This is a genomic window from Flavobacterium gelidicaeli, assembly GCF_013294005.1.
GTDB lineage: Bacteria > Bacteroidota > Bacteroidia > Flavobacteriales > Flavobacteriaceae > Flavobacterium.
The window spans coordinates 87,012-108,344 of the sequence record NZ_JABSNK010000004.1 but is presented as its reverse complement, the minus strand read 5'-3'; the positions used below and the strand labels follow the sequence as shown (position 1 = coordinate 108,344).

20 protein-coding genes are annotated in these 21,333 nt (G+C 30.3%); all 20 read right to left on the bottom strand.

Translation table 11 applies throughout. From position 1 onward, the window contains the following. Positions 1 to 13 precede the first annotated feature (13 nt). The gene (locus HNP99_RS07190) at positions 14 to 1,108 is read right to left on the bottom strand and encodes a glycosyltransferase (RefSeq protein WP_173852704.1); all 1,095 of its coding nucleotides are present in this window, start codon (positions 1,106 to 1,108) and stop codon (positions 14 to 16) included. Further along, a complete protein-coding gene (locus tag HNP99_RS07185) occupies positions 1,105 to 1,461 on the bottom strand; it encodes a hypothetical protein (protein WP_173852703.1) in 357 nt (118 codons plus the stop codon). The genes HNP99_RS07190 and HNP99_RS07185 overlap by 4 nt, the downstream gene beginning before the upstream one ends. 45 nt (positions 1,462 to 1,506) lie before the next feature. Then, the gene (locus HNP99_RS07180; protein WP_173852702.1) at positions 1,507 to 2,637 is read right to left on the bottom strand and encodes a glycosyltransferase family 4 protein; all 1,131 of its coding nucleotides are present in this window, start codon (positions 2,635 to 2,637) and stop codon (positions 1,507 to 1,509) included. An 18-nt stretch (positions 2,638 to 2,655) separates the two neighbouring features. Continuing rightward, positions 2,656 to 3,564, bottom strand: coding sequence for a glycosyltransferase family 2 protein (locus HNP99_RS07175; protein ID WP_173852701.1), 909 nt, complete (start codon positions 3,562 to 3,564; stop codon positions 2,656 to 2,658). Further along, a complete protein-coding gene (locus tag HNP99_RS07170; RefSeq protein WP_173852700.1) occupies positions 3,564 to 4,940 on the bottom strand; it encodes a surface carbohydrate biosynthesis protein in 1,377 nt (458 codons plus the stop codon). The genes HNP99_RS07175 and HNP99_RS07170 overlap by 1 nt, the downstream gene beginning before the upstream one ends. 19 nt (positions 4,941 to 4,959) lie before the next feature. Next, positions 4,960 to 6,390 carry a lipopolysaccharide biosynthesis protein gene (locus HNP99_RS07165; protein WP_173852699.1) on the bottom strand — a complete coding sequence of 477 codons (1,431 nt, stop codon included), beginning with the start codon at positions 6,388 to 6,390 and terminating at the stop codon, positions 4,960 to 4,962. Positions 6,391 to 6,644: 254 nt separating this feature from the next. Continuing rightward, positions 6,645 to 7,391 (bottom strand): SDR family oxidoreductase, encoded by a 747-nt coding sequence (locus tag HNP99_RS07160; protein ID WP_173852698.1) that lies wholly within the window; start codon positions 7,389 to 7,391, stop codon positions 6,645 to 6,647. Then, complete coding sequence (locus HNP99_RS17845; RefSeq protein ID WP_173852697.1) at positions 7,373 to 8,284, bottom strand: Gfo/Idh/MocA family protein; 912 nt, start codon at positions 8,282 to 8,284, stop codon at positions 7,373 to 7,375. Before HNP99_RS17845 ends, HNP99_RS07160 begins: the two co-directional genes overlap by 19 nt. Continuing rightward, positions 8,284 to 9,006, bottom strand: coding sequence for an acylneuraminate cytidylyltransferase family protein (locus HNP99_RS07150; RefSeq protein ID WP_173852696.1), 723 nt, complete (start codon positions 9,004 to 9,006; stop codon positions 8,284 to 8,286). Before HNP99_RS07150 ends, HNP99_RS17845 begins: the two co-directional genes overlap by 1 nt. 5 nt (positions 9,007 to 9,011) lie before the next feature. After that, positions 9,012 to 10,058, bottom strand: coding sequence for a nucleotidyltransferase family protein (locus HNP99_RS07145; RefSeq protein ID WP_173852695.1), 1,047 nt, complete (start codon positions 10,056 to 10,058; stop codon positions 9,012 to 9,014). Next, on the bottom strand, positions 10,045 to 11,154 hold the full coding sequence (gene neuC, locus HNP99_RS07140; protein WP_173852694.1) for a UDP-N-acetylglucosamine 2-epimerase: 1,110 nt from the start codon (positions 11,152 to 11,154) through the stop codon (positions 10,045 to 10,047). The genes HNP99_RS07145 and neuC overlap by 14 nt, the downstream gene beginning before the upstream one ends. Beyond that, a complete protein-coding gene (gene neuB / locus HNP99_RS07135) occupies positions 11,151 to 12,164 on the bottom strand; it encodes an N-acetylneuraminate synthase (protein ID WP_173852693.1) in 1,014 nt (337 codons plus the stop codon). Before neuB ends, neuC begins: the two co-directional genes overlap by 4 nt. Beyond that, positions 12,164 to 12,793 carry an acetyltransferase gene (locus HNP99_RS07130; protein WP_173852692.1) on the bottom strand — a complete coding sequence of 210 codons (630 nt, stop codon included), beginning with the start codon at positions 12,791 to 12,793 and terminating at the stop codon, positions 12,164 to 12,166. The genes neuB and HNP99_RS07130 overlap by 1 nt, the downstream gene beginning before the upstream one ends. After that, on the bottom strand, positions 12,780 to 13,928 hold the full coding sequence (locus HNP99_RS07125) for a LegC family aminotransferase (protein WP_173852691.1): 1,149 nt from the start codon (positions 13,926 to 13,928) through the stop codon (positions 12,780 to 12,782). The genes HNP99_RS07130 and HNP99_RS07125 overlap by 14 nt, the downstream gene beginning before the upstream one ends. Beyond that, positions 13,928 to 15,115: a UDP-N-acetylglucosamine 4,6-dehydratase gene (locus HNP99_RS07120; RefSeq protein ID WP_173852690.1), complete on the bottom strand. Its 1,188-nt coding sequence runs from the start codon at positions 15,113 to 15,115 to the stop codon at positions 13,928 to 13,930. Before HNP99_RS07120 ends, HNP99_RS07125 begins: the two co-directional genes overlap by 1 nt. A gap of 112 nt (positions 15,116 to 15,227) precedes the next feature. Continuing rightward, positions 15,228 to 16,232 carry an NAD-dependent epimerase/dehydratase family protein gene (locus HNP99_RS07115; protein WP_173852689.1) on the bottom strand — a complete coding sequence of 335 codons (1,005 nt, stop codon included), beginning with the start codon at positions 16,230 to 16,232 and terminating at the stop codon, positions 15,228 to 15,230. A gap of 52 nt (positions 16,233 to 16,284) precedes the next feature. Next, positions 16,285 to 17,565 (bottom strand): nucleotide sugar dehydrogenase, encoded by a 1,281-nt coding sequence (locus HNP99_RS07110; protein ID WP_173852688.1) that lies wholly within the window; start codon positions 17,563 to 17,565, stop codon positions 16,285 to 16,287. Positions 17,566 to 18,292: 727 nt separating this feature from the next. Further along, complete coding sequence (locus HNP99_RS07105) at positions 18,293 to 19,300, bottom strand: mannose-1-phosphate guanylyltransferase (protein WP_173852687.1); 1,008 nt, start codon at positions 19,298 to 19,300, stop codon at positions 18,293 to 18,295. An 87-nt stretch (positions 19,301 to 19,387) separates the two neighbouring features. Continuing rightward, a complete protein-coding gene (locus HNP99_RS07100) occupies positions 19,388 to 19,855 on the bottom strand; it encodes a UpxY family transcription antiterminator (RefSeq protein ID WP_173852686.1) in 468 nt (155 codons plus the stop codon). 68 nt (positions 19,856 to 19,923) lie between these two features. After that, the gene (locus HNP99_RS07095) at positions 19,924 to 21,315 is read right to left on the bottom strand and encodes a UDP-glucose 6-dehydrogenase (protein WP_173852685.1); all 1,392 of its coding nucleotides are present in this window, start codon (positions 21,313 to 21,315) and stop codon (positions 19,924 to 19,926) included. Between the last annotated feature and the right edge of the window lie 18 nt (positions 21,316 to 21,333).

Here is a 21,333-nt window from a genome sequence, read left to right as displayed (position 1 = left end):
CTATTATTATTACCTAAACTAAATATTTCTTAATAACTATTTCATACTGTGCAAATATCAAATCATCTGAAAAAATGAGTCTGCTTTTTTGCATAATATCTTTTTTAGAATCCTTAACCTCATTTTGCATTGCGTTCAACATAGTATTAGCCAAAGCTTCGCTATCTTTTATATCACATAACCAGCCGTTATTCCCGTCATTAATAACCTCTGCATTCCCACCTGGACAATTAGTAGCGACTACCGGAGTTCCTAAGCATAAAGATTCAATGATAACATTAGAAAACCCTTCATAAAGTGAAGAAGAAACCAGATAGCTAGCTGTTTTTATATACGGGTACGGATTTGCTTGATGTCCTAATAAAAAAACTTCATTCTGTAAATTTGCTTTTTCAATTTGATGCTGTAAATCAGCTTTTAAATTACCGTCTCCCAAAATAGCTACTGAAAATTCATATTTTCTTTGTTTCAAAATTGCAGCAGCTTGAATTAATGTTTTATAATCTTTTTGAGGATTTAATCGCCCTACAGCAACAAAAGTGTACCGATGAGCTATTTCTTTTGAAGCTAAGTCAATAACATGATCAATTTTTACGGGATTGTAAATTATCGAAAAATGCTTTGGAGTTACTTTAGTTTCTTTGCAATAATCCGCAGCCATATAATTACACTGAAAGATAACATGATCAGACATTTTTGCTATAATCTTATTTGCAAAAATGTACAAGAATCGTTTTATACTATTTTTAAATAAAAGTTTTTCAGCACCTATCGTATTTCCTATACGATTGATAATTACGGTATCATTAGGAATAAATGGTTTGGCTAAACTAGTGGTTAAACTTGCCCCTAAGCTGCTAAAAACAATATTAGGCTTTAACTTGTTACAAAAAGAAACAAACGAAATAACTGATTTTGAAGCACCAGTAGTGTTCAATTCATAAATTGGTATTGTTTGCGGAACTTCTCCCAATAAAGGGCCTTCTTTTTTAAACAATAGCAAGCTTACTTTTACTTCTGGAAAATCGTAATGATATCGCAATAATAGGTTAAGCATTACTCGTTCAGCACCACCAGCCCTTAGATCAGGAAGGAAAAAAACTATCATTTATTTCTATTTTCTAAAAATTTAACCATTGTAGCAATTTGATTATATTGTCCTTTGTATTTCTCTGGAGATTGAGAATCGATATTCTTAACATTTCTTAAATCAACATCCGTTGTTTCTTTGCCAATCACTAATCCCGAATAACCTTTAATCAATTCTTTATCTTCTAAAAGATATTGCTTCTGTGATTTTATGAATGTGGTAGCAAAAGAGATAAAATGAAAATCCTCAATTTTCTTCTCAAAAACATTATAATGTTTGAGCTGATTTATTTCATTTATTATTGATAATGAATTATCAACAAATGAAGGAATAAAATCTTTATTCCCATATTTTAATATCCAAATATTCATAAAATTGTAATGTTTTATTTTAAAGATTTCATTAAAGAAATTGTTTTATTTTAATTTATTAACAAACCTATTTAACAAGCTCGGTTTGTATTCCTTGTATATATGCCAATCTTTAAATGGAAGTGCTACAGGTTTTTTAAATAATAAAACATCATTAAATATTTGCTGGTATCTATAACAAATTTCAGTTAAATTAAATCTGGTTATAACTGTATCTCTTGCATTGTGTTTTAGCTCCATTAATCTTTTAGGGTTATTGTATAGATTATTCAAAATCTTTAAATAAGAGTTAATATTATTCTCTTTAACTATAAATCCATCATGATCATTAGTTATTATATAATCCGTAATACCTGGCAGTAAATTAGCAATAGGAACTACTCCACAATTCATTGTTTCAATGAGCGTCAAACCAAAACCTTCAACAACAGAAGGAAAAATCATAATATCCCACTTAAGAACTAGATTATTTATTTCTGCGTTAGGTAATGCTCCAAAATTAGTAAAGGATATTTTATTTTTTTTTAATGCCTCTATAAAGGCATCACCGTCAACTCCATCGCCAATAAGTTCAAAATGAAATGGAAATTCTATTCTCTTTAGAACTTCTAATATAACTGATATTTTTTTTTGACCTTCATTTAGTCTTCCTAAATAACCGATAACTAAAGTTTTGCTATTAGATTCTTCAGAAATTATTTCATTAAGTACAACTCCATGTGGTACTATTTCTAATCGTGAGACTATTAAATTACTTTTGGATAAAACTGCCTTTTTTTGCTGTGGAGAAATACAAATAAATTTACTAACATAATTGAAATGACTTAATATATATTGGTATACCCGTTCTGTATTACTGTTCACTATTTGAATTACCTGAACAGATTCAGGCATAAAAGGAATCGCAGATACCACCAAAGGTGAATTCATAGGTATGACGATATCAATTTTATTTTCTTCAATGTACGCTAATAATAGCGTTACTAATTCTTTTTGCTGTTTATTCCTATCCATACCCTTCCCTAGTTGAATAAAATCAGGATCATAATGAATATTTGTATTTATTTCCCCTAGCGTCATCATGGTAAATTGCGCATTTTTAATACCTTCTCTTAAATAACAAAAATGAGTATAGTTACCACTAACAATAGGTAAGCCAAAAAATAAAATTTTCATATTTAATTCTTATATTTTTTACGTAATTTTTCTTATTTTCCTGTAAAAACGGGTTCCAAACCCTAATAATACAATTTTTACTAATGTGGAAAATCTTTTTGGATAGTAGCGGTAAGAAGTAATAAATGCATAAAATGCTGCTTTCTTATTACCGTTTATGGCATTTAATTCCCCCAGACGTTCTTGAATCTCACTCCATCGCCTCCGAGGGAATATTAACTCTGCTTGATATTTACTAATAAATTGGACCATATAAAATAGTTTATCAGTATGAATTTTACTTAATGTAATATTATGGATATTATATCTCATTATTAAATCTTCAACATAGTCTATTTGATACAATTTAGCCAACCGATAATAAAATTCAATATCTTCACGAGAACGGAAAGTTTCATCAAATCCACCTATATTTTCAAACACCTCTTTTCTACACATAATCATCGATGGAGAACCAATATGGTTCAATCCAAGAATCGATTGCAAATCTCCCCTATATTTAGGCATAATGTTTGTAGTTTTTCCATTTTCAGAGCGGATAAAACTACCATAAACTAATCCTAAATTTTCATTGCTTTTATCAAAACAATTTAGTTGAAGATCAGTTTTATTAGGTAAAAATTCATCATCATCATCTAAAAAGCTAATGAAGTCACCTTTTGCTGATTTAATACCTGTATTTCTAGCTGCAGAAATACCTTTATTACATTCATGTTCAACATAAATAATACTAGAATTTAAAATATATTTATTTAGATTTATTTTAGTTTGTCTTCGATCCTCGTTATCTCCGTCATTATCATCAACGACAATTATTTCAATGTTGGGGTACGTTTGTGCCAACACTGAATCAATTGCCCTAATTAAATATTCGGATCTTTTGTATGTTGGTATTATTACCGAAACCAACCTAGTACTACTATTCATTAATTAATTTCTATTAGTTTAGAATTATGATATTTTACACTAATATTTTTATCTAAAATATTGGCTATTTTTTTAATCTTATCATTAAATTCTTTTTCATCTATTCCGTAAAACTTAGTTGCATGATACTGCAATTCTTTTGCTTTTTTCGGCTTTAAAATTGGATAAACAATACTCTTTAAAATACTTTTATAATAAGTTATAGATACGGCAGTACTATTTATAGTAGCGTGAGGAGTCTCTTTTTTACCACTGATTTTTGTATCTATGACATTTAAAAGAGCTTCAAAACTATCGCCTTTAAAATTGTACAAAATTTCAGATATCGCGTTTTGATTAGGATTTGACTCAAATGGAACATTTATTTTACCATTAATAGCATTATGAACGTGTTCAACTACTTGGTCAATTGATGCTGCTTTTACTCCCATTTGATTAGGTAACCATATATCTGTTTCTAAATTAGACTCCGGCTTATAATTAATTACAGGCACTCCAGAAAGTGCAGCTTCAATAGCAGTTGTACACCCATCATGAATTATTGCCTGTGATGCTAATATCCATGGTAAGATGGGGCCATCGTGTGAAACAATGATATTTTTCACTCCTGAGAAAACAGTTTTATAATAACTGTGATTTTCTGAAGGGTGTGGTCTATAAATAAAATTTAAGTCAGGAAACTTTATTGCTAGGTAATGTGTTAACTGAATCATAGATAATAATTGCTTAGACGAGTACGAAAAAAAATCTACTCTTTTTAGTCTTTCGACTTCATTAACTACATTATAATTTCCTTTATCAGAGAATACATAATCTATACCTAAACCATGATTAGCCAATCCATAATTTCCATTTATTAAAACAAAATCTCCATACATTGACTTAATATTTTCAATTTTACTATCTTGGATAAAATGCCATTTTTCTTTACACAAATCAAATCTAGGATGCCCAGTTGTAATTACAGGAACCTTCCCTTTTATATTTCTATCGGTATCGACTTTATTTTGAAAATCACCCCAAACACATACAGCGTCATTTTCATCAAAATAATCAATATTATACTGTGATTTCAAAACCGTGATCCAATTATTTTTATCTCCCGCAAAAACCCCACCTTCCTCATGTAAATATACTATGTCAAACCCAAATTTTTTTAATAAATGGTACTTCTCTCCCTTTTCAATATCTGCCCTTTTATTAAAGATATTTTTCCCAACGTAAATGCCTCCATTTTTAAATTTTGGTAAAATTTTCATTAAAAAGTCATGTTGCCCTAAATATATTGTATTATTAGAATCAGCTAAAAGCCCAGCTAACACAATCTTAAAATCGATTTCTCTATTAATTGTCTCAATTGGAAGTAAAATATTCATAAATAATTGATTAAGTAAATTAAACTTTTTTTAAAATTAATTTTAATTCTTTTTTATTAAATACATAAAAAAGGCCAGTAGTTGTAATTGTATAAAAAAAGCCAAAATATAAAAATGAAAACAAAGCTGACAAATCGGGAAACACATAATCTAGTAAAATTTTAATTCCTATGCCAACTAATATATGAGTTAAAAACAAAAATATAAGTGATCTCAACTCTAATAAAAAAGAGAATTTAAGTATCAAACTAGTAAAATAAAAATTGATCAATGATGTTAAAAAAGTTATTAAGACTAGAATTCTTAATATTGTAGCTAAATCATACAATGAAATACAAGAGAAAATAATAATTAAACCTAAAGCTTTAGATATTAATTCAATTTTAAGAAATAAATTCACCTTATTCTTAACTTTAAAGATGCTTTGACATTGGCCATTCATGGGTATAAGAAGACTTCCAACAGCAACTATTTTTAGAAAGACCTCCATTTTTAACCATTTATCACCTAATAATAGTTTTATAATCTCATGTGCTTGAAAATAAAATACTCCATTAACAACTAGAATTAGGAAAGTAACTACTTTTATATTAGGGAGAACAATTCGTTTTAATAAGACTACATTATTTTGTAATGAGACTAAAGTAGGATAAAGACCTTTTAAAAATGGACTTGTAATTATTTCTATAGGAGTATTTTGCAAACTATTGGTTTTAGTATATAAACCAAGAATAGCTGGCGAAAATACTTTTGCGTAAATTAAATTTAACGATTGTACATAGAAACGAGACAATAAATTCACTCCCAATAATCGAACACCAAATTTATACAAAGGTAAAACGACTTTTAAATCAAAAACAAATTGTGGCTTAAACTTAATGTTAATTATTAACATCAAAGAATAAATGAAAACATTCACCAATTGTTGTACGATCAAGGAAACAATTCCATAACCAAAATACGCCATGGATATACCTACTAACAAGCTAATTAATGACGCTGGTATTCTTGCTGTAGTAATTTTTTTTAGTTTTAAATCTTTAGTTGCTTTTACAATTTGAATCAAACCGAAAGCTTCTATAATCAACGTTAATGATTGTAGACGTATATAAAACGCTAAATTTTCAAAACCATAAATACTTTGAATAAATGGTGCCGCAACAAAAAGTATTAAGTAAATCAATGAGGACTTACCTATGTTCAACCAAAATACCGATGAATAATCTAAATCTGTTACATCATTCTTTTGAATTAAAGCTTCTTTTAAGCCTGCGTCAATAAAAAGAGTTGTCAACAGATAGAAAACATTAACCACTGCCAGGATCCCAAAAGCACTAGGCTCTAACAACCTAGCTAAAACTATACCCAATACAAAGCTCACTAATTTTAAAGAAATGGACTCAATAAAAGACCATTTCACATTACTTATAGTTGCATTCTTAATACTCATTTTAACTATATATTAAAGACTAATACATTTAAATTATTTCTGATAGGCTGTTGTAAACATGAATTTTATACATAATAGGGCATCTAATTGATGAATTGACCCGTAAATTGTAAAAATAACATAATTCGTCCGGGGTATTTGACCAGTAAGATATTACAGAAGAGAATAGTTATTAAAAGTAACCTAAATTAGATAATATCTAACTCTCAAGTCAGTCTTTATAATTATTTCATAAATGCGCATCTAAATCTAAATTAGATTGCAGTCCATCCTCCATCTACCATCAAATTATGACCTGTTATAAAGGATGCTTCATCCGATAAAAGAAAAGTAACAGCTGGAGCTATTTCTTCTGGTTTACCCATCCTTTTCAATGGAGATTTTTGTTCATATCTTTCTACAAAAGATTCATGTTGATTATCTTTAATTCCTCCTGGAGACACGCAATTTACTCTAATATTGTGCTGACCAAAATAAGAAGCTAAATATCTGGAAAAATTAATCACACCCCCTTTTATAGCTGAATATGCAGCTGGAGAAGTACCACCATAACCTTCGTAAATGGTAAAATCGTTTCCTACTACTCCATATATGGATGCAATATTAACTATAGACCCACTATTTTGATTTTTCATAACTTTTAAAACTTTTTGACAAATTAAAAAAACAGCATTCATTTGCATGTCTACATTTTTTTGCCATGACTCATATGAAATATCTTCAAATTTATTAGCCCAGTCATCTGTTCTAGGGTAAGCGTTGTTCACAAGCCCATCTATTCTTAGGTATTTTTCTTCAACTTCTTTTACAAGTCTGTTCACCTCATCGTAATCAGTAATATCACATTTATAATACCCTTTACTCCAATCAGTCTCAATATTAACGTCAACATTGACAACTAAAGCACCATTAGCTTTTAAGTTGTTAACGATTTCTTTGCCAAGTAATCCATTACCTCCGGTGACAATAATAACTTTATCTTTTAATCTTTCTGTAAGCATAATTTAAGTATTTCAAAGGCTTCATTAATTGAGTTTACATTTTTTTTATTTTTCAAAACTGTGTTCATAAAATACTTAAGCTGATCCTCATAAGTATCTAAAACAGTTTTTTGAGATGTAAATATTACTTTATCATTAAATAAAACTTTATTTTTTAACAAGTCAACGTATATAGTCCCTTCACTCGTTAGAATTTCTAAACTTCTTTTAGCATCAACTCGATAATAATTCAATATAAGATTAACATTAAAAGAGGGATATTCTAATGTATAATTAGCATAATCATAAGCTGAAATATTTAAAGAAGATTTATTTGACATGGTAGCGTTTACTTTTTCAGGCATGCCAAAAAACCAATATAGGTAATCCATTTCATGTATTAGATCGATATGAACACCACCTCCCATTACTTTATTAGCACTATATGATTTCCTAAAATCAACATTAGGCCTCCAATAAGGTAGAAAGGAACCACAATAACTATTTACTTCATTAATTCTTTTATTTTTAATAAAATCTAACGTAAAAATTAAACAATCCAAAAAACGTAAATTACATGCTACATAAGTCTTTAAGTTTGCAGCAAACACTTCATTTATAATTTTTTCGTTATCAATTTTATTAAAAAGAGGTTTTTCAATAAAAAGTGGAATATTAAAAGGTATTAAATTTTCAATAGTATCAGCATGAAGTGCTGTAGGATTTGAAATAATTACAAAATCAAAATTATATTGAGGAATTTCAGAAAACTTATAAATATTGGTGATTTCATTTGTTTCTGGTGATGACTCTATAGATCTTAATGCAAAAACCTCAGTACTTGAGTCAATTATTTTTAAAGCTTTAATATGCTTAACCGCTATCGAACCTAAACCAATAATTAAAACTCTCACTATAACTTAAAATTAAGTTTATTATTAACTAATAAAAATTCCATAAAATCAAAATCAATAGGATGATCTAGATCAAAGCACAAATGGGGAACTTCATAAATCATCGACCTGCTGGTAATAGCTCCTTTGAAATTATTGCTAAAAAAACTGTGTTTATAGATATAAAAAGAAGCATTCATATCATAAACATTTGGAGCCGACTGCCTCGTTAAAAACGAACCTTTTTTGGACGTGCTGTAATAACCAGAACTGTCCTCTTCTACCATATTAAAATAAGGATTACGATTTGCAGGGCTAACAGAAAAAATATTGTAAGCCTCTGAATCATTTTTTAATAATTCAAATGCATCTTTAAGATCATTTAAAGTACGTAATGGAGATGTTACATCTAAATCAATTACGTAATCAAAATTAACATTATTTTTTTTTTCGGAGTAACTAAGTACATCTTTGATTGCATCAATTTTCCCAGCAGAATCTGATGCTAAAAACTCAGGTCTAGAATATTCCGTATCAATTTCAACATTAAAGTTATTAACCACCGCTTTTATCTCAGCATCATCAGTTGATAACACAACTTTTGTCCCTAAGAATTCTTTAGCAAAATCTATAGCTGTTTTGATTGAATAATAAATTAATGACTTACCATTAATCATTTTAATATTTTTACCAGGAATTCCTTTTGAACCACCTCTAGCGCATATTGTAATTAAAATAGCCACTTTTTTTAAAATTTTATTTGTTTAATATCCTCTTGTGCTTTCTGAAAATCATCATGTTTGCCAATATCTAACCAATATCCAACTAATGGGTACGATACAACTTTTAATTTTTCATCAATTAATTTATCTATTAAATCTGTAGCATTAAAAAAAGCTTCTTTAGGAAGGTATTTCAATACTGTTTTTTTCATCAAATAAATACCTCCATTAGAATAATAAGTATACGTAGGTTTTTCTTTAAAACTTTTAACATGCCCTCCTTCGGTTTCCAACACTGCATAAGGGACATTCACTTGATACGGGATAGTAACAACTGAAAAGTCAGCATCTTTAGATATAAAATCAAGAAATAAATGTTCGTAATCTAAATTCGTCAGTAAATCTGAATTCATAATCAAGACATAATCATGTATAAAATTATCAATCTTAGAAACTGCCCCAATAGTTCCTAAAGCAACATCCTCCCAAACATAGTTAATTTTAATATTTCTTTCCGCCCCATCACCAAAATGACTCACAATTTGCTCACCTAAATATTTGACAGAAAACCAAAAATCATCTATGCCATATAACGCAAGACGATCTATGTTATATTCCATAATAGCCTTATTACCTATCTTTAAAAGTGGTTTTGGGATTGTATCAGTTAGGGGCTGTAAACGCTGTCCGCGTCCTCCAGCCATTACAACAACATCAACAGGCAAATATGATCTAATTTCTCGAAAGTTTATGACATTTACAACATTATCATTGTTATCTAAAATAGGCAAAATCCTATAATTACCTTCGCGGTATTCAATTATTTTCTCAATATCTTGATCCCCTTTCCTAATGTACTTAGGCTCTGATTGAATTATTTCATCTACAGCCTTATCTATAGTAACACCGTTAATAAGTGCTCTCCTAACATCTCCATCAGTGAGCGACCCTAATAACTTATCGTTACTATCAACTACAAACAATATTGCATCTTTAGAAAGAATGTTCAGTTTCAACAACCCTTCCTTTATAGTACTTCCTGAAAAAATCAGATAATCTCTAAAATTTCTCATATTCTTTTTTTAAAATTTTTATGATTTTGGAAGCAGTTTCTCCATCTCCGTAAATACTTTTAAAACTCACGCTATTCTCACCTTCAATAAAATTTGTTGCTTCTAAAATAGCATCTTTATCAACTGGTATAGAAATAATATTTTTACTTACAATCCTACCGTCTTGCCTATTACCAATATTGATAACCCATTTTGGAAAAAAGGCCGCTTCAACAAACCCACTAGATGTATTTCCTATCATAAAACTAGACAATTTCATACAAGATAAATATCCAATCATTCCAAAAGAATCAACTATTTTTAGGCTTGGATTATGTTGACCGAACTTGATAATAATTTCCTTTATCTGATCGCCAATTGTATCTGCATTGGGCAACGTAATTACTATCTGATATCTTTTCATTAACTCTGAAAATGAAGATAATAATTCATTGATATAATTTATATTCTTTTCCAAATTTACTGTTTCAGGGTGAAAAGTGCATAAAATCGTAGGTAAAGCTAAGTCAATATTAAATTTAGACTTAAAATCATGAATATTTAAATAATCTATTTTTTTTAAATTTTCTACACTTAGAGCTCCAACATTAAAAGTTTGTGCTAATGGATTTATCTGAATAGCTTTCTTTTTATATATCTCAGTTGAAACGAATAGCAGATTAGACATTAATGAAATAGCATGTCTGTATACATTATCTATTGCACCTAAAGTTGTTTCGCCAGCGTGTAAATGAGCAATTCTAAACACAAAAGGTGTAGTAGCTGTTACAGCTGCAAACATTTCATATCGATCACCTAATGCAATTATATAGTCATAAGATTTATTTGACCAAAAATCAGCAAAAACAGTAATAGTTTCTCCAATGTTTTTACTAATATCTACTGAATTTCTATTAATTAAAGGTGTCTCCACTTCATAAACATTTTCAAAATTAGCATTTTTAATTTCATTAATTGTATAACCATGTTGCCTGGATAGGTGTGTTCCAAAAGCAACCACATCTAAATCAAAAAAATCATCAGCTTGAAAGGCTTTTAATAAAGGTAAATAAATACCAAAATCTGCACGTGAGCTCGTTAATACCGCAATTTTCATAATTCTATTAAGTCGTCTTCATTAAAATCATTGATCGCTCTCCTACCTATAACCTCATCCCATTGCATTGGAGAAATTCCGTTTCCTGGTCGTTTTACTGTAATGTTTTGTTCTGAAAAAGTATCTCCTTTTTTAATTTCGGTTAAGGCTACTATACTTTTTCTTGCTATGTTAATATTTTTCTTTTCTGATGGACTTGGTTCTTTAATTCCGCTTCCTGAAATTGCCAATTCAATATTTCTGATGGCTTTTGTCATGGCTTTTAATTCCTCTGGTTCTAAAGAAGCAGCATGATCTGGACCTTCCATAGTTCTATCTAAAGTGAAGTGTTTTTCAATAACAACAGCTCCAAGTGCAACAGCTGCAGTAGGCACTTCTATACCTAATGTATGGTCTGAATAGCCAATTTTTACTCCAAACATTTTTTCAATCGAAAGCATTGCTTTGAGGTTTACATCTATCATTGGTGTTGGATATTCTGTATTGCAATGCAAAATTGTTATTTTATCTTTTGCAATTCCAGCCTTTAAAAAGACATCTAGTGCGTCTTTTATTTCGCTCATCATAGCCATTCCTGTAGAAATAATTACTTCTTCAAACAATGTTGCTGCTTTTTTTAGATAAGGCAAGTTTGTTATTTCTCCACTAGGAATTTTCACCAATTTTAATCCAATTGAAGCCAAATAATCCAAAGACAACATATCGAAAGCTGTTGAGAAAAACTTAATATTTTTTTCTTTACAATATTTTATTAATTCTTCATGTTGATGATGCGATAATTCTAATCCTTTTAGCATTTCAAATTGCGTATCATTTTCATTTTGAGTATTCTGAATTTGATATTCTGCTTTTTTTGCAGTTTTAGACACTAAATTTTCAGCTTTAAAAGTTTGAAATTTTACATAATCCACACCTGCATTTACTGCTGCGTCAATTAATTCTATAGCTTTTTTGATGTCACCATTATGGTTGACACCTGCTTCTGCTATTATAATTACTTTTTCTTTCATTACTTTATTTTTTTGGCAGGATTCCCTACCCAAGTTTCATTATTTGGGATGTTTTGTAGTATTACACTTCCTGCTCCCAAAATACAATTTGAACCTATACTAATATTTTGTTTAGAAGAAGAATTAACTCCTATAAAACTTTTATTACCAATTGTTATATTTCCTGCTAAAGTTGCCGATGGAGCTAAATGAACAAAATCACCTAATTCACATTCGTGTTCTACAACTGCATTTGTATTGATTATAACTCCTTTTCCTATTTTACTTAAAGCATTTACAATTGCATTTTTCCCTATATAGGTTGATACTCCAATTGTCGCTGTTTTGGAAACATTTGCTGTTTTATCAATAAGAACAAACTGATTTAGTTCGTTTTTGATAAATAGATTGACCAATTTTTCTCTTACGTTTGGCTCACCAATTGTTGGAAAAACATAATCATCTTTTACTATCGCTTGTAACTCAGCTTCCGATTCATTCCCAAAATATTCAAGATTATATGGGTTTGACTTTACTTCATGCCTATCAAAATAACCTAAAATAGTGTAGCCTAATTCCAACATGCTTTCAATTAAAACATAAGCATGTCCTGAATAACCATATATATATATGTTTTTACATTCTTGCACTACTTGGTATATTTACGATTCTTTCTTCTAGAAATAATGCGTTTTTTTGTTCGTCTCTTTGGCAGTGATTGTACATTGGCAAACGATGCATTAATTGCCAAATTGGTCGTGACATAACATTATTTTCATTTGATTGTTTTAAAAACAAATCCCTTTCGGCTTTATTTTCTAATTCAATACACATTAACCAATAATTTGCTTTAGTGTTTTCTAATTCTGTTCTGAAATTTATTCCTTTGCTTGCAAAAAAAGAAGCATATTCTGTAGCTAATGTTCTCTTGTTTTCAATTAATGAATTTAATTGTTCTAATTGCGCACAAGCTAAGGCTGCATTTAAATTTGGCATTCTATAGTTATATCCTAGTTCATCATGATAAAACTCATAAGGATGTGGTTTTTTTGCAGTTGTTGTTAAATATTTTGCTTTAGTACCAATTTCTTCGTCGTTTGTAATAATTGCACCACCACCACCAGAAGTCACAACTTTATTTCCGTTAAACGAAAAAGCACCTAACTTTCCTAAAGTTCCAGTATGTTTTCCTTTATAATAACTTCCTAAAGATTCTGCTGCATCTTCCACAACTGTAATATTCCATTTATCACAAACACTTAATAATTCATCTAAATGTACTGGAAAGCCAAAAGTGTGCATTGGCATACATGCTGCTATTTTTCTGTTTGTTTTTTTATTATAACAAACATTATTTCTCATTTCTGCATTTTCATCTAGAAAATTTGAAACGGCAATTGGAGACAATCCCATTGTATCAATATCCACATCTAGAAAAACTGGGTGTGCATTATTATAAGCTATTGCGTTGGCTGTTGCCACAAATGTTAAGCCTTGTGTTAGTACTTCATCATCTGACATTACCCCTGCAAGTCTCAAAGCAACTTGTAAACCAGCTGTTCCATTTACAACCGCAATTCCTTTTTTGGCAGTTGTTATATCTTGCATCATTACTTCAAAACGATCCACAAAAGCACCTACAGACGAAACAAAAGTACTATCGATTGTTTCTAAAAGGTATTTTTTTTCATTTCCTCCAAAATGTGGTACATGCAAAGGAATGAATTCGTCTGTTTTAAATTGAGATTTAATAAAATCTATTGTGGTTTCGAAATCGTTAGCCATTACATTTTTGCGTCTAAATATTTTCCTGTTTCTTTATGTCCAAAGTCTGGAATCATTTTATGAAATAAATCAACAATTTGTTCTTTTGTCCATTTTCCATCTTTCTTCATAGTATCAATGGCATCAGAAAATAAATTTAGTTTATCATCTTCACTATTGAATTCATTCTTGATAATTCCTAAATTAACGAATTTATTCATATCAAGAACTTCGTTTTCTGTATAAAATTCTTCAAAATCTTTCTCTCCAGTTGTATCACTTTTTGTGAATAAACATGGCCATTTTCCTTCTTGTGGTAAAGCTTCCATTAAAGCTCTAGCTTCATTTTCGTCTTCACATAAAAAGGGTTCGTAGCCCAATTGCTTTAAAAATTTTACAGCTATATCTGCAAAAGTAATTAGATGTAAACTTTCACTTAATTTAGGAAAAAAGACATCTCTACTTTCTCCAAATATGCATGACATCAAGCATAATTCTCCAGACTCTTGTGGTACAACAAAATATCTTTTAATATCATTTGGAGCAACAATTGGTTGTTTTTTTTGAATTCTTTGGTTAAAACCATGTAGTAAAGAACCATCTGAAAATGCAACATTTGCAAAACGTGCTGTTGAAATGTTGATTTGTTTACTTCTTCGCATTAGGAACATTTCCATAATTCGTTTAGAAGCACCCATCATGTTTACTGGATTTGCAGCTTTATCTGTAGAAACACAGAAATATTTTTTTACACCTTTATTAATAGATTGCAGAATAGTTTTGTCTGTATTGAATACGTTGACATTAATCATTCTCATTAATGTGTAAGGATCTTTTTCAGATCTAACATGTTTTAAAGCTGATAAGTTTAGTACATAATCGTACTCACCATCTGATTCTATGAATGCATCGTATTCTATTGATCCAATATCTAATGCAAATGTTTGAAAATCCCCTTCTATATATCCAAAAGAGCTTCTGATGTCCCTTACGAGTTCGACCATATTATTCTCAGAAATATCAACAACATGCAGTTTAATTGGATTTCTCTTAAATATCTCTTTTGTAACAGCTTGTCCAATTGATCCAGCACCTCCAATCACTAGGAATTTTGAAGATGAAACGATTTCATTCAACTTAACCTTGTGTTCGGTTATATCATTATTGAAAAGTAATTCATTTCTGCCAATTAAATTAAGTATATTCATAATTTACAACTATATATTTATGATTAAATTTGTTATTAATGTAGATATATCTTTCATTTTTAAACATCATTTAAATAAGTAACTTTAATATTAAAACTTTGGTCAAATAATCTTAATTATAATATTCTTCATACCAATCTATAAATTCTTTTACTCCTTTTTTAATGGTTGTATTTGGTTTATAATCAAAATCTTTTATTAAACTATCGACATTTGCCCATGTTCTATTAACATCACCAGCTTGCATTGGTTGCATATTTTTCTCTGCAACTTTACCCGTATAGTTTTCAATTTCTGAGATGAAGTCTACTAATTTTACTGGTTGACTATTACCTATATTATAAAGCCTATAATTTTCGTCTTCAACATTGTCCGTAATCAAAGTTGCTATAATCCCTTCTACAATATCATCGATATATGTAAAATCTCTATATAAATCTCCATTATTAAAAACATTTATAGGTCTGTTATTCAATATCGCGTCCGTAAACAAAAACATAGCCATATCCGGTCTTCCCCATGGACCATATACTGTAAAAAAGCGCAGACCAATTGTTTTAATATTAAACAAGTGACTATACGTATGAGCCATTAGTTCGTTTGCTTTTTTTGTTGCGGCATAGATGCTTATTGGTTTATCTACAGATTGATCTACATCAAATGGTACAGCTGTACTATTGCCGTAAACACTAGAACTGCTAGCATATACTATTTTTTTTACATTATTATGACGAATACATTCTAATAAATTCATAAATCCAACAATATTACTTTCTACGTAAACCATTGGGTCTTCAATACTATATCGTACTCCTGCCTGTGCTGCTAAATTACATACAGCATCAAATTGTTGCTCTTTAAATAATAAAGGCAAGTGCACTTGATCTTCTAAATTTAATTTTATGAATTTATATTTATCTCCATAAGTTTTACTCACTGAAACTTTATGTTCAGAAACTTCAAAAATACCAAGATCTTTGAGACGAGCCATTTTTAAATTAATATCATAATAGCCATTAATATTATCTAAACCAAATACATCATGACCTAATGAAATTAACTTTTTACAAAGATGATAACCTATAAATCCTGCCGCTCCTGTTACTAATATTTTCATGTTATCTTAATAAATTAATATTATTTTATAAATCTAAATACTTTTAGTTACACTACAATTTCCCATCAACATTTACTTTCAAAACACCTTTTACATCATACACTATGCTATTGTCTCCCCTTAAGGCGTCAAAATCCATTTGTAAAAAATCAGTATGCGCTACTCCTAGAACAATTGCATCAAATTTTTGTAACGGTACTATTTTAGTGGTAACAAGCTTGTATTCATGTTCTACCTCAGCTGGACTAGCCCAAGGATCATATATGGTTACATTAATACCATAATCAGCCAAAGCTGCAATGACATCTACAATTTTAGTATTGCGTACATCAGGGCAATTCTCCTTAAAGGTAATTCCTAACATTAATAAATTAGCATCCTTTACGGTAATTCCTTTTTTTATCATCAATTTTACAACCTGTGCTGCAACATATTCTCCCATACTATCATTTAAGCGACGTCCCGCCAAAATAATTTCAGGATGATAGCCAAATTCTTGTGCACGTTGTGCCAAATAAAACGGATCTACACCAATACAATGACCACCAACTAATCCTGGTTTAAAAGGTAGGAAATTCCATTTAGTTCCGGCTGCTTCTAAAACGGCATGCGTATCAATATCCATTAAGTTGAATATCTTAGCTAATTCATTTACAAAAGCAATATTGATATCTCTTTGTGAGTTCTCAATCACTTTGGCTGCTTCTGCCACTTTAATCGTTGGTGCTAAATGCGTTCCCGCTGTTATCACAGATTTGTACAAATTATCTACTTTTTGTCCTATTTCTGGAGTAGAACCAGCTGTAACTTTTAATATTTTTTCAACTGTATGTTCCTTATCACCGGGATTAATACGTTCAGGCGAATAACCTGCAAAGAAATCTACATTAAATTGCAAACCTGATATTTTTTCTAAAATAGGTACGCATTCATCTTCAGTAACACCTGGATAAACAGTAGATTCATAAATAACGATATCCCCTTTCTTAAGTACCTTTGCTACGGATTCTGAAGATTTATATAAAGGGGTTAAATCTGGACGGTTGTTTTTATCAACAGGTGTAGGCACAGTAACAACATAATAATTACAGTCGGCTATATCGTTTAAATTAGCTGAGCATAATAATCCGTTTTGATTGGTATTGAAATTATCTACTAAAACTTTTTGCAAAACATCATCAGATATTTCTAATGTGCTATCCGTACCGGAACGCAAGCCGTCAATTCTTCCTTGATTAATATCAAATCCAACAACTGGATACTTAGTAGCAAATAATCTTGCCAAAGGAAGACCAACGTACCCTAACCCTATAACTGCAATTTTTATACTCATTTTTTATATTTTCTGTCTCTAAACAACAGCTGTGTTTGTGACTATTATTATATCAAGTTTAGCTTTTTTTTAAATGACGAAGCCTACTGATTCTTTATTTTACAAAATTCATTGCTATCAATTCACAATAAAAAACAGCTATTACTTTTATACCTGTACATTATCCCTTTTCTATCGCATCACTGTTTTTAAAATCAAACGGTTTGCTGCAAATTAAAGTTAGCGGTATTCTCTAACTTTGATTACATACTTTTCTGTCTTACATACTAAATAAAAAATATGTCCAGCAAATTTATTACAGCAAATCAATTATGAATTTGTGATATCTGTATGCCTTTTTAAATACAATACAAGTTACGGATAACCCTATTTTATTGTATGAAACAAATTAATTTTAAAGAAAGTACTATTTGTTTTTTTTTTAATTCTAAGAAAAAGAAAACTCAGCCATCTAGCAATGGCTACGCCGTAGTAAATCCCATTTTTAATGTGACTTGCTAACAACTCCCTCTTATTTCCTATTAAAATCAGTAGAGAATTCTATTTACTTGTACCGATTTCAATTTTGGCAAATATAGAAAAAAGATTCCCCTAATGTCCATTTTAATAATTCTAAAAAAATCATCAAAAAACACAACGTCTCGTAATCCCTATAAACCAAGACAATACCATTAGAAATATCACTAGATTTAGTTAGAAAAACAAGACCTATTAAAGGTTTTTAAATTTATGATAGTAACTCTGGTTTTTCTCTTTCTAATGTACCGTACAAACTTTTCACATCTTGTGAAAATTCTTTTTGTAAAATTAAATGTGCGGTATCTGTATAAATAAAAATAGCATCTTTCATCCCGATAAATGCAGTATATTTATCGGTACCAATTACCATATTCCTATGTTTATCTATTGGATGCCCGATAGAAACTAAATAGTCATATACGGACTCAAAGGAACCTAGATCAGACCAAACAAATTCTGACGAAACTACTTTTATCTTTTTACTGCGCTCCATTACAGCATAATCAACACTTATTGAAGGAATTTGCATTGAGGCCTCATAATCAACGATACCGTTCACGCTTTTTTGCCAAGCTATTTTAGATTTCTCATATACTTTAGGCGCATATAATTTTAATTCTTCTAAAAACACTGATGCTTTAAAGCAAAACATACCACTATTCCATAAAAAATTTCCTTTAGCAATAAAATCGGCTGCAGTTACTTGATTTGGTTTTTCTCTAAAAGAAACCACATCATCTCCATTTCTTTCAATGTATCCATAACCAATTTCTGGCTTTGTTGGTATTATTCCAAAAGTAACAATAAATCCTTTGCTGGCTTTGTCAATAGCCTCTTCCATTGCTTGACCATAACTTTCCATATTACCAATGATATGATCCGAAGGAGTTACAATTAAAATATCATTCTCTTGAGATGCAAATGCAGCAAATGCTATCGCAGCTGCCGTATTCCTAGGTGTAGACTCAATGATATCGACATAATCTGTAGCTGATTTTTCTAAAATAGCTTTACTTAAATGACAATTATCAATATTACCTACTACCATTATTTTATTCGCAATATCCTTATTGCGATTAACTGTCATTTCAAACAATGATTTACCATCAAAGATATCAAGATATTGCTTGGGTCTGCTTTTACGGGACAAAGGCCACAATCTACTTCCCACTCCTCCAGTAAGAATAACATGCGTAATCTCATTTGAATTTTCCATATTATTTATCTTAAATTATTATTCTATGAATTAAAAGTAGGCACATTTAAAATCATTGCAAAATTTTTATCGAAATAAACGCTGTAACTATCTATTATAATTAATTTTCAACACGCAACCCAATGTTTCTAGAACAAGTAAATAATGATTACTATTTACTTCCTGCACTATTGCTTTTTGAGAAATAAACGGTCCAGAATCAAGTGTGATGGTATCGCCTATCTTTATTTGATCAACACTAATATCGTAATTATCTGATGTATCCAACCATTTTTTAATAGTCGCAATTTCATCCTCTTTTACAATGGCTGCTTTACCTAACCAAAACAAGTAGCGCACTGCACCAGCAGATTGAAAAACTAAATTCCTATCTTTTTCTTCTAAACGAACAAAAACATACGAATTAAAAAGAGGCACTTCTACTTTTTTCTTTCTATCAGTCCATTGCCTAATTTGAATTGTCAAAGGGCAATAACATTCTATTCCAATTTTATTTAATTGAGTCGCTACTTTCTTCTCCCATTTCGGTTTTGTATAGACTACGTACCAATTCATTTTTTTTTATATTAACTATTCATAAGTCCTCGAATACTACTTTTATTTAAATTATAGTTTTAAAATAATTAAGCACCAATTCCTTGATAAATAAAACCAATCTTCTTCAAATCGGCTCCATTCAAAATATTTCGTCCATCAAAAATAAAAGCGGGTTTTTGCATTCCATCGTAGATTGTTTGCCAATTGTATTCTTTGAACTCATCCCATTCGGTCAAAACAGCAATAGCGTGCGCTCCTTTACAAGCTTCGTAAGGATCCTCAAAGGAGCTTACAAAATTTTTATTTTTATCGGAGGAACGTGTTGCTAAATAATTCAAATCTGCTAAAACTTTTTTCTCAGTAACCTTTGGATCAAAGACAGCAATTTGCGCTTCTTCATTAATCAAATCATCTGCAACGTAGATAGCAGCTGATTCTCTAGTGTCATTCGTATCTTTTTTAAATGCCCATCCCAAGAAAGTAATTTTTTTACCCGAAACGGTATTGTACAATGTTTGAACGATTTTATTAGAGAAACGTCTTTTTTGGTAATCATTCATAATAATCACCTGCTCCCAATAATCAGCAACTTCATTCAAGCCATACGATTTAGCGATATACACTAAATTTAAAATATCTTTTTGGAAACAAGAACCACCAAAACCAACAGAAGCTTTTAAAAACTTAGCCCCTATCCTACTGTCCATTCCTATTGCTTTGGCTACTTCACTGACATCAGCTCCCGTTTTTTCACACAGTTCAGACATTGCGTTTATCGAAGAGATGCGTTGTGCCAAAAAAGCATTTGCCGTTAGCTTAGATAATTCTGATGACCAAACATTAGTTGTCAAAATCTTATCCTTTGCAACCCAGTTTGCGTAAACTTCAACTAATGAGTTAATTGCATCTTGCCCTTCTAACGAAGTATCACCCCCAATTAATATACGATCTGGGTTTAATAAATCAGTAACTGCAGTTCCTTCAGCCAAAAATTCTGGATTAGAAAGAATTTGAAATTGCACTCCATTACCGGTATTATCTAAAATACTTTTTATAGCCTCTGCTGTTCTTACAGGCAACGTTGATTTCTCAACTACTATTTTATCCTCTTTAGCAACTCTAGCAATTTGTCTAGCACATAATTCGATAAACTTTAAATCGGCTGCCATTCCTTTCCCTTTTCCGTAGGTCTTTGTAGGTGTATTTACCGAGATAAAAATCACTTGCGCCTCGGCTATAGCCTTATCTACATCTGTTGAGAAAAATAAGTTTCTCCCTCTAGCATCGGCAACAACTTCAGCAAGTCCTGGTTCATATATCGGAATATTATTTACGTCTTCATCATTCCAAGCAGCAATTCGCTCTTCGTTTAAATCAACAACGGTAACTTGTATGTGCGGACATTTTTGTGCAATTACAGCCATAGTAGGTCCCCCTACATATCCTGCCCCAATGCAACAAATTTTTGTAATCTTCATCTTCTTGTTTTTTTCTTA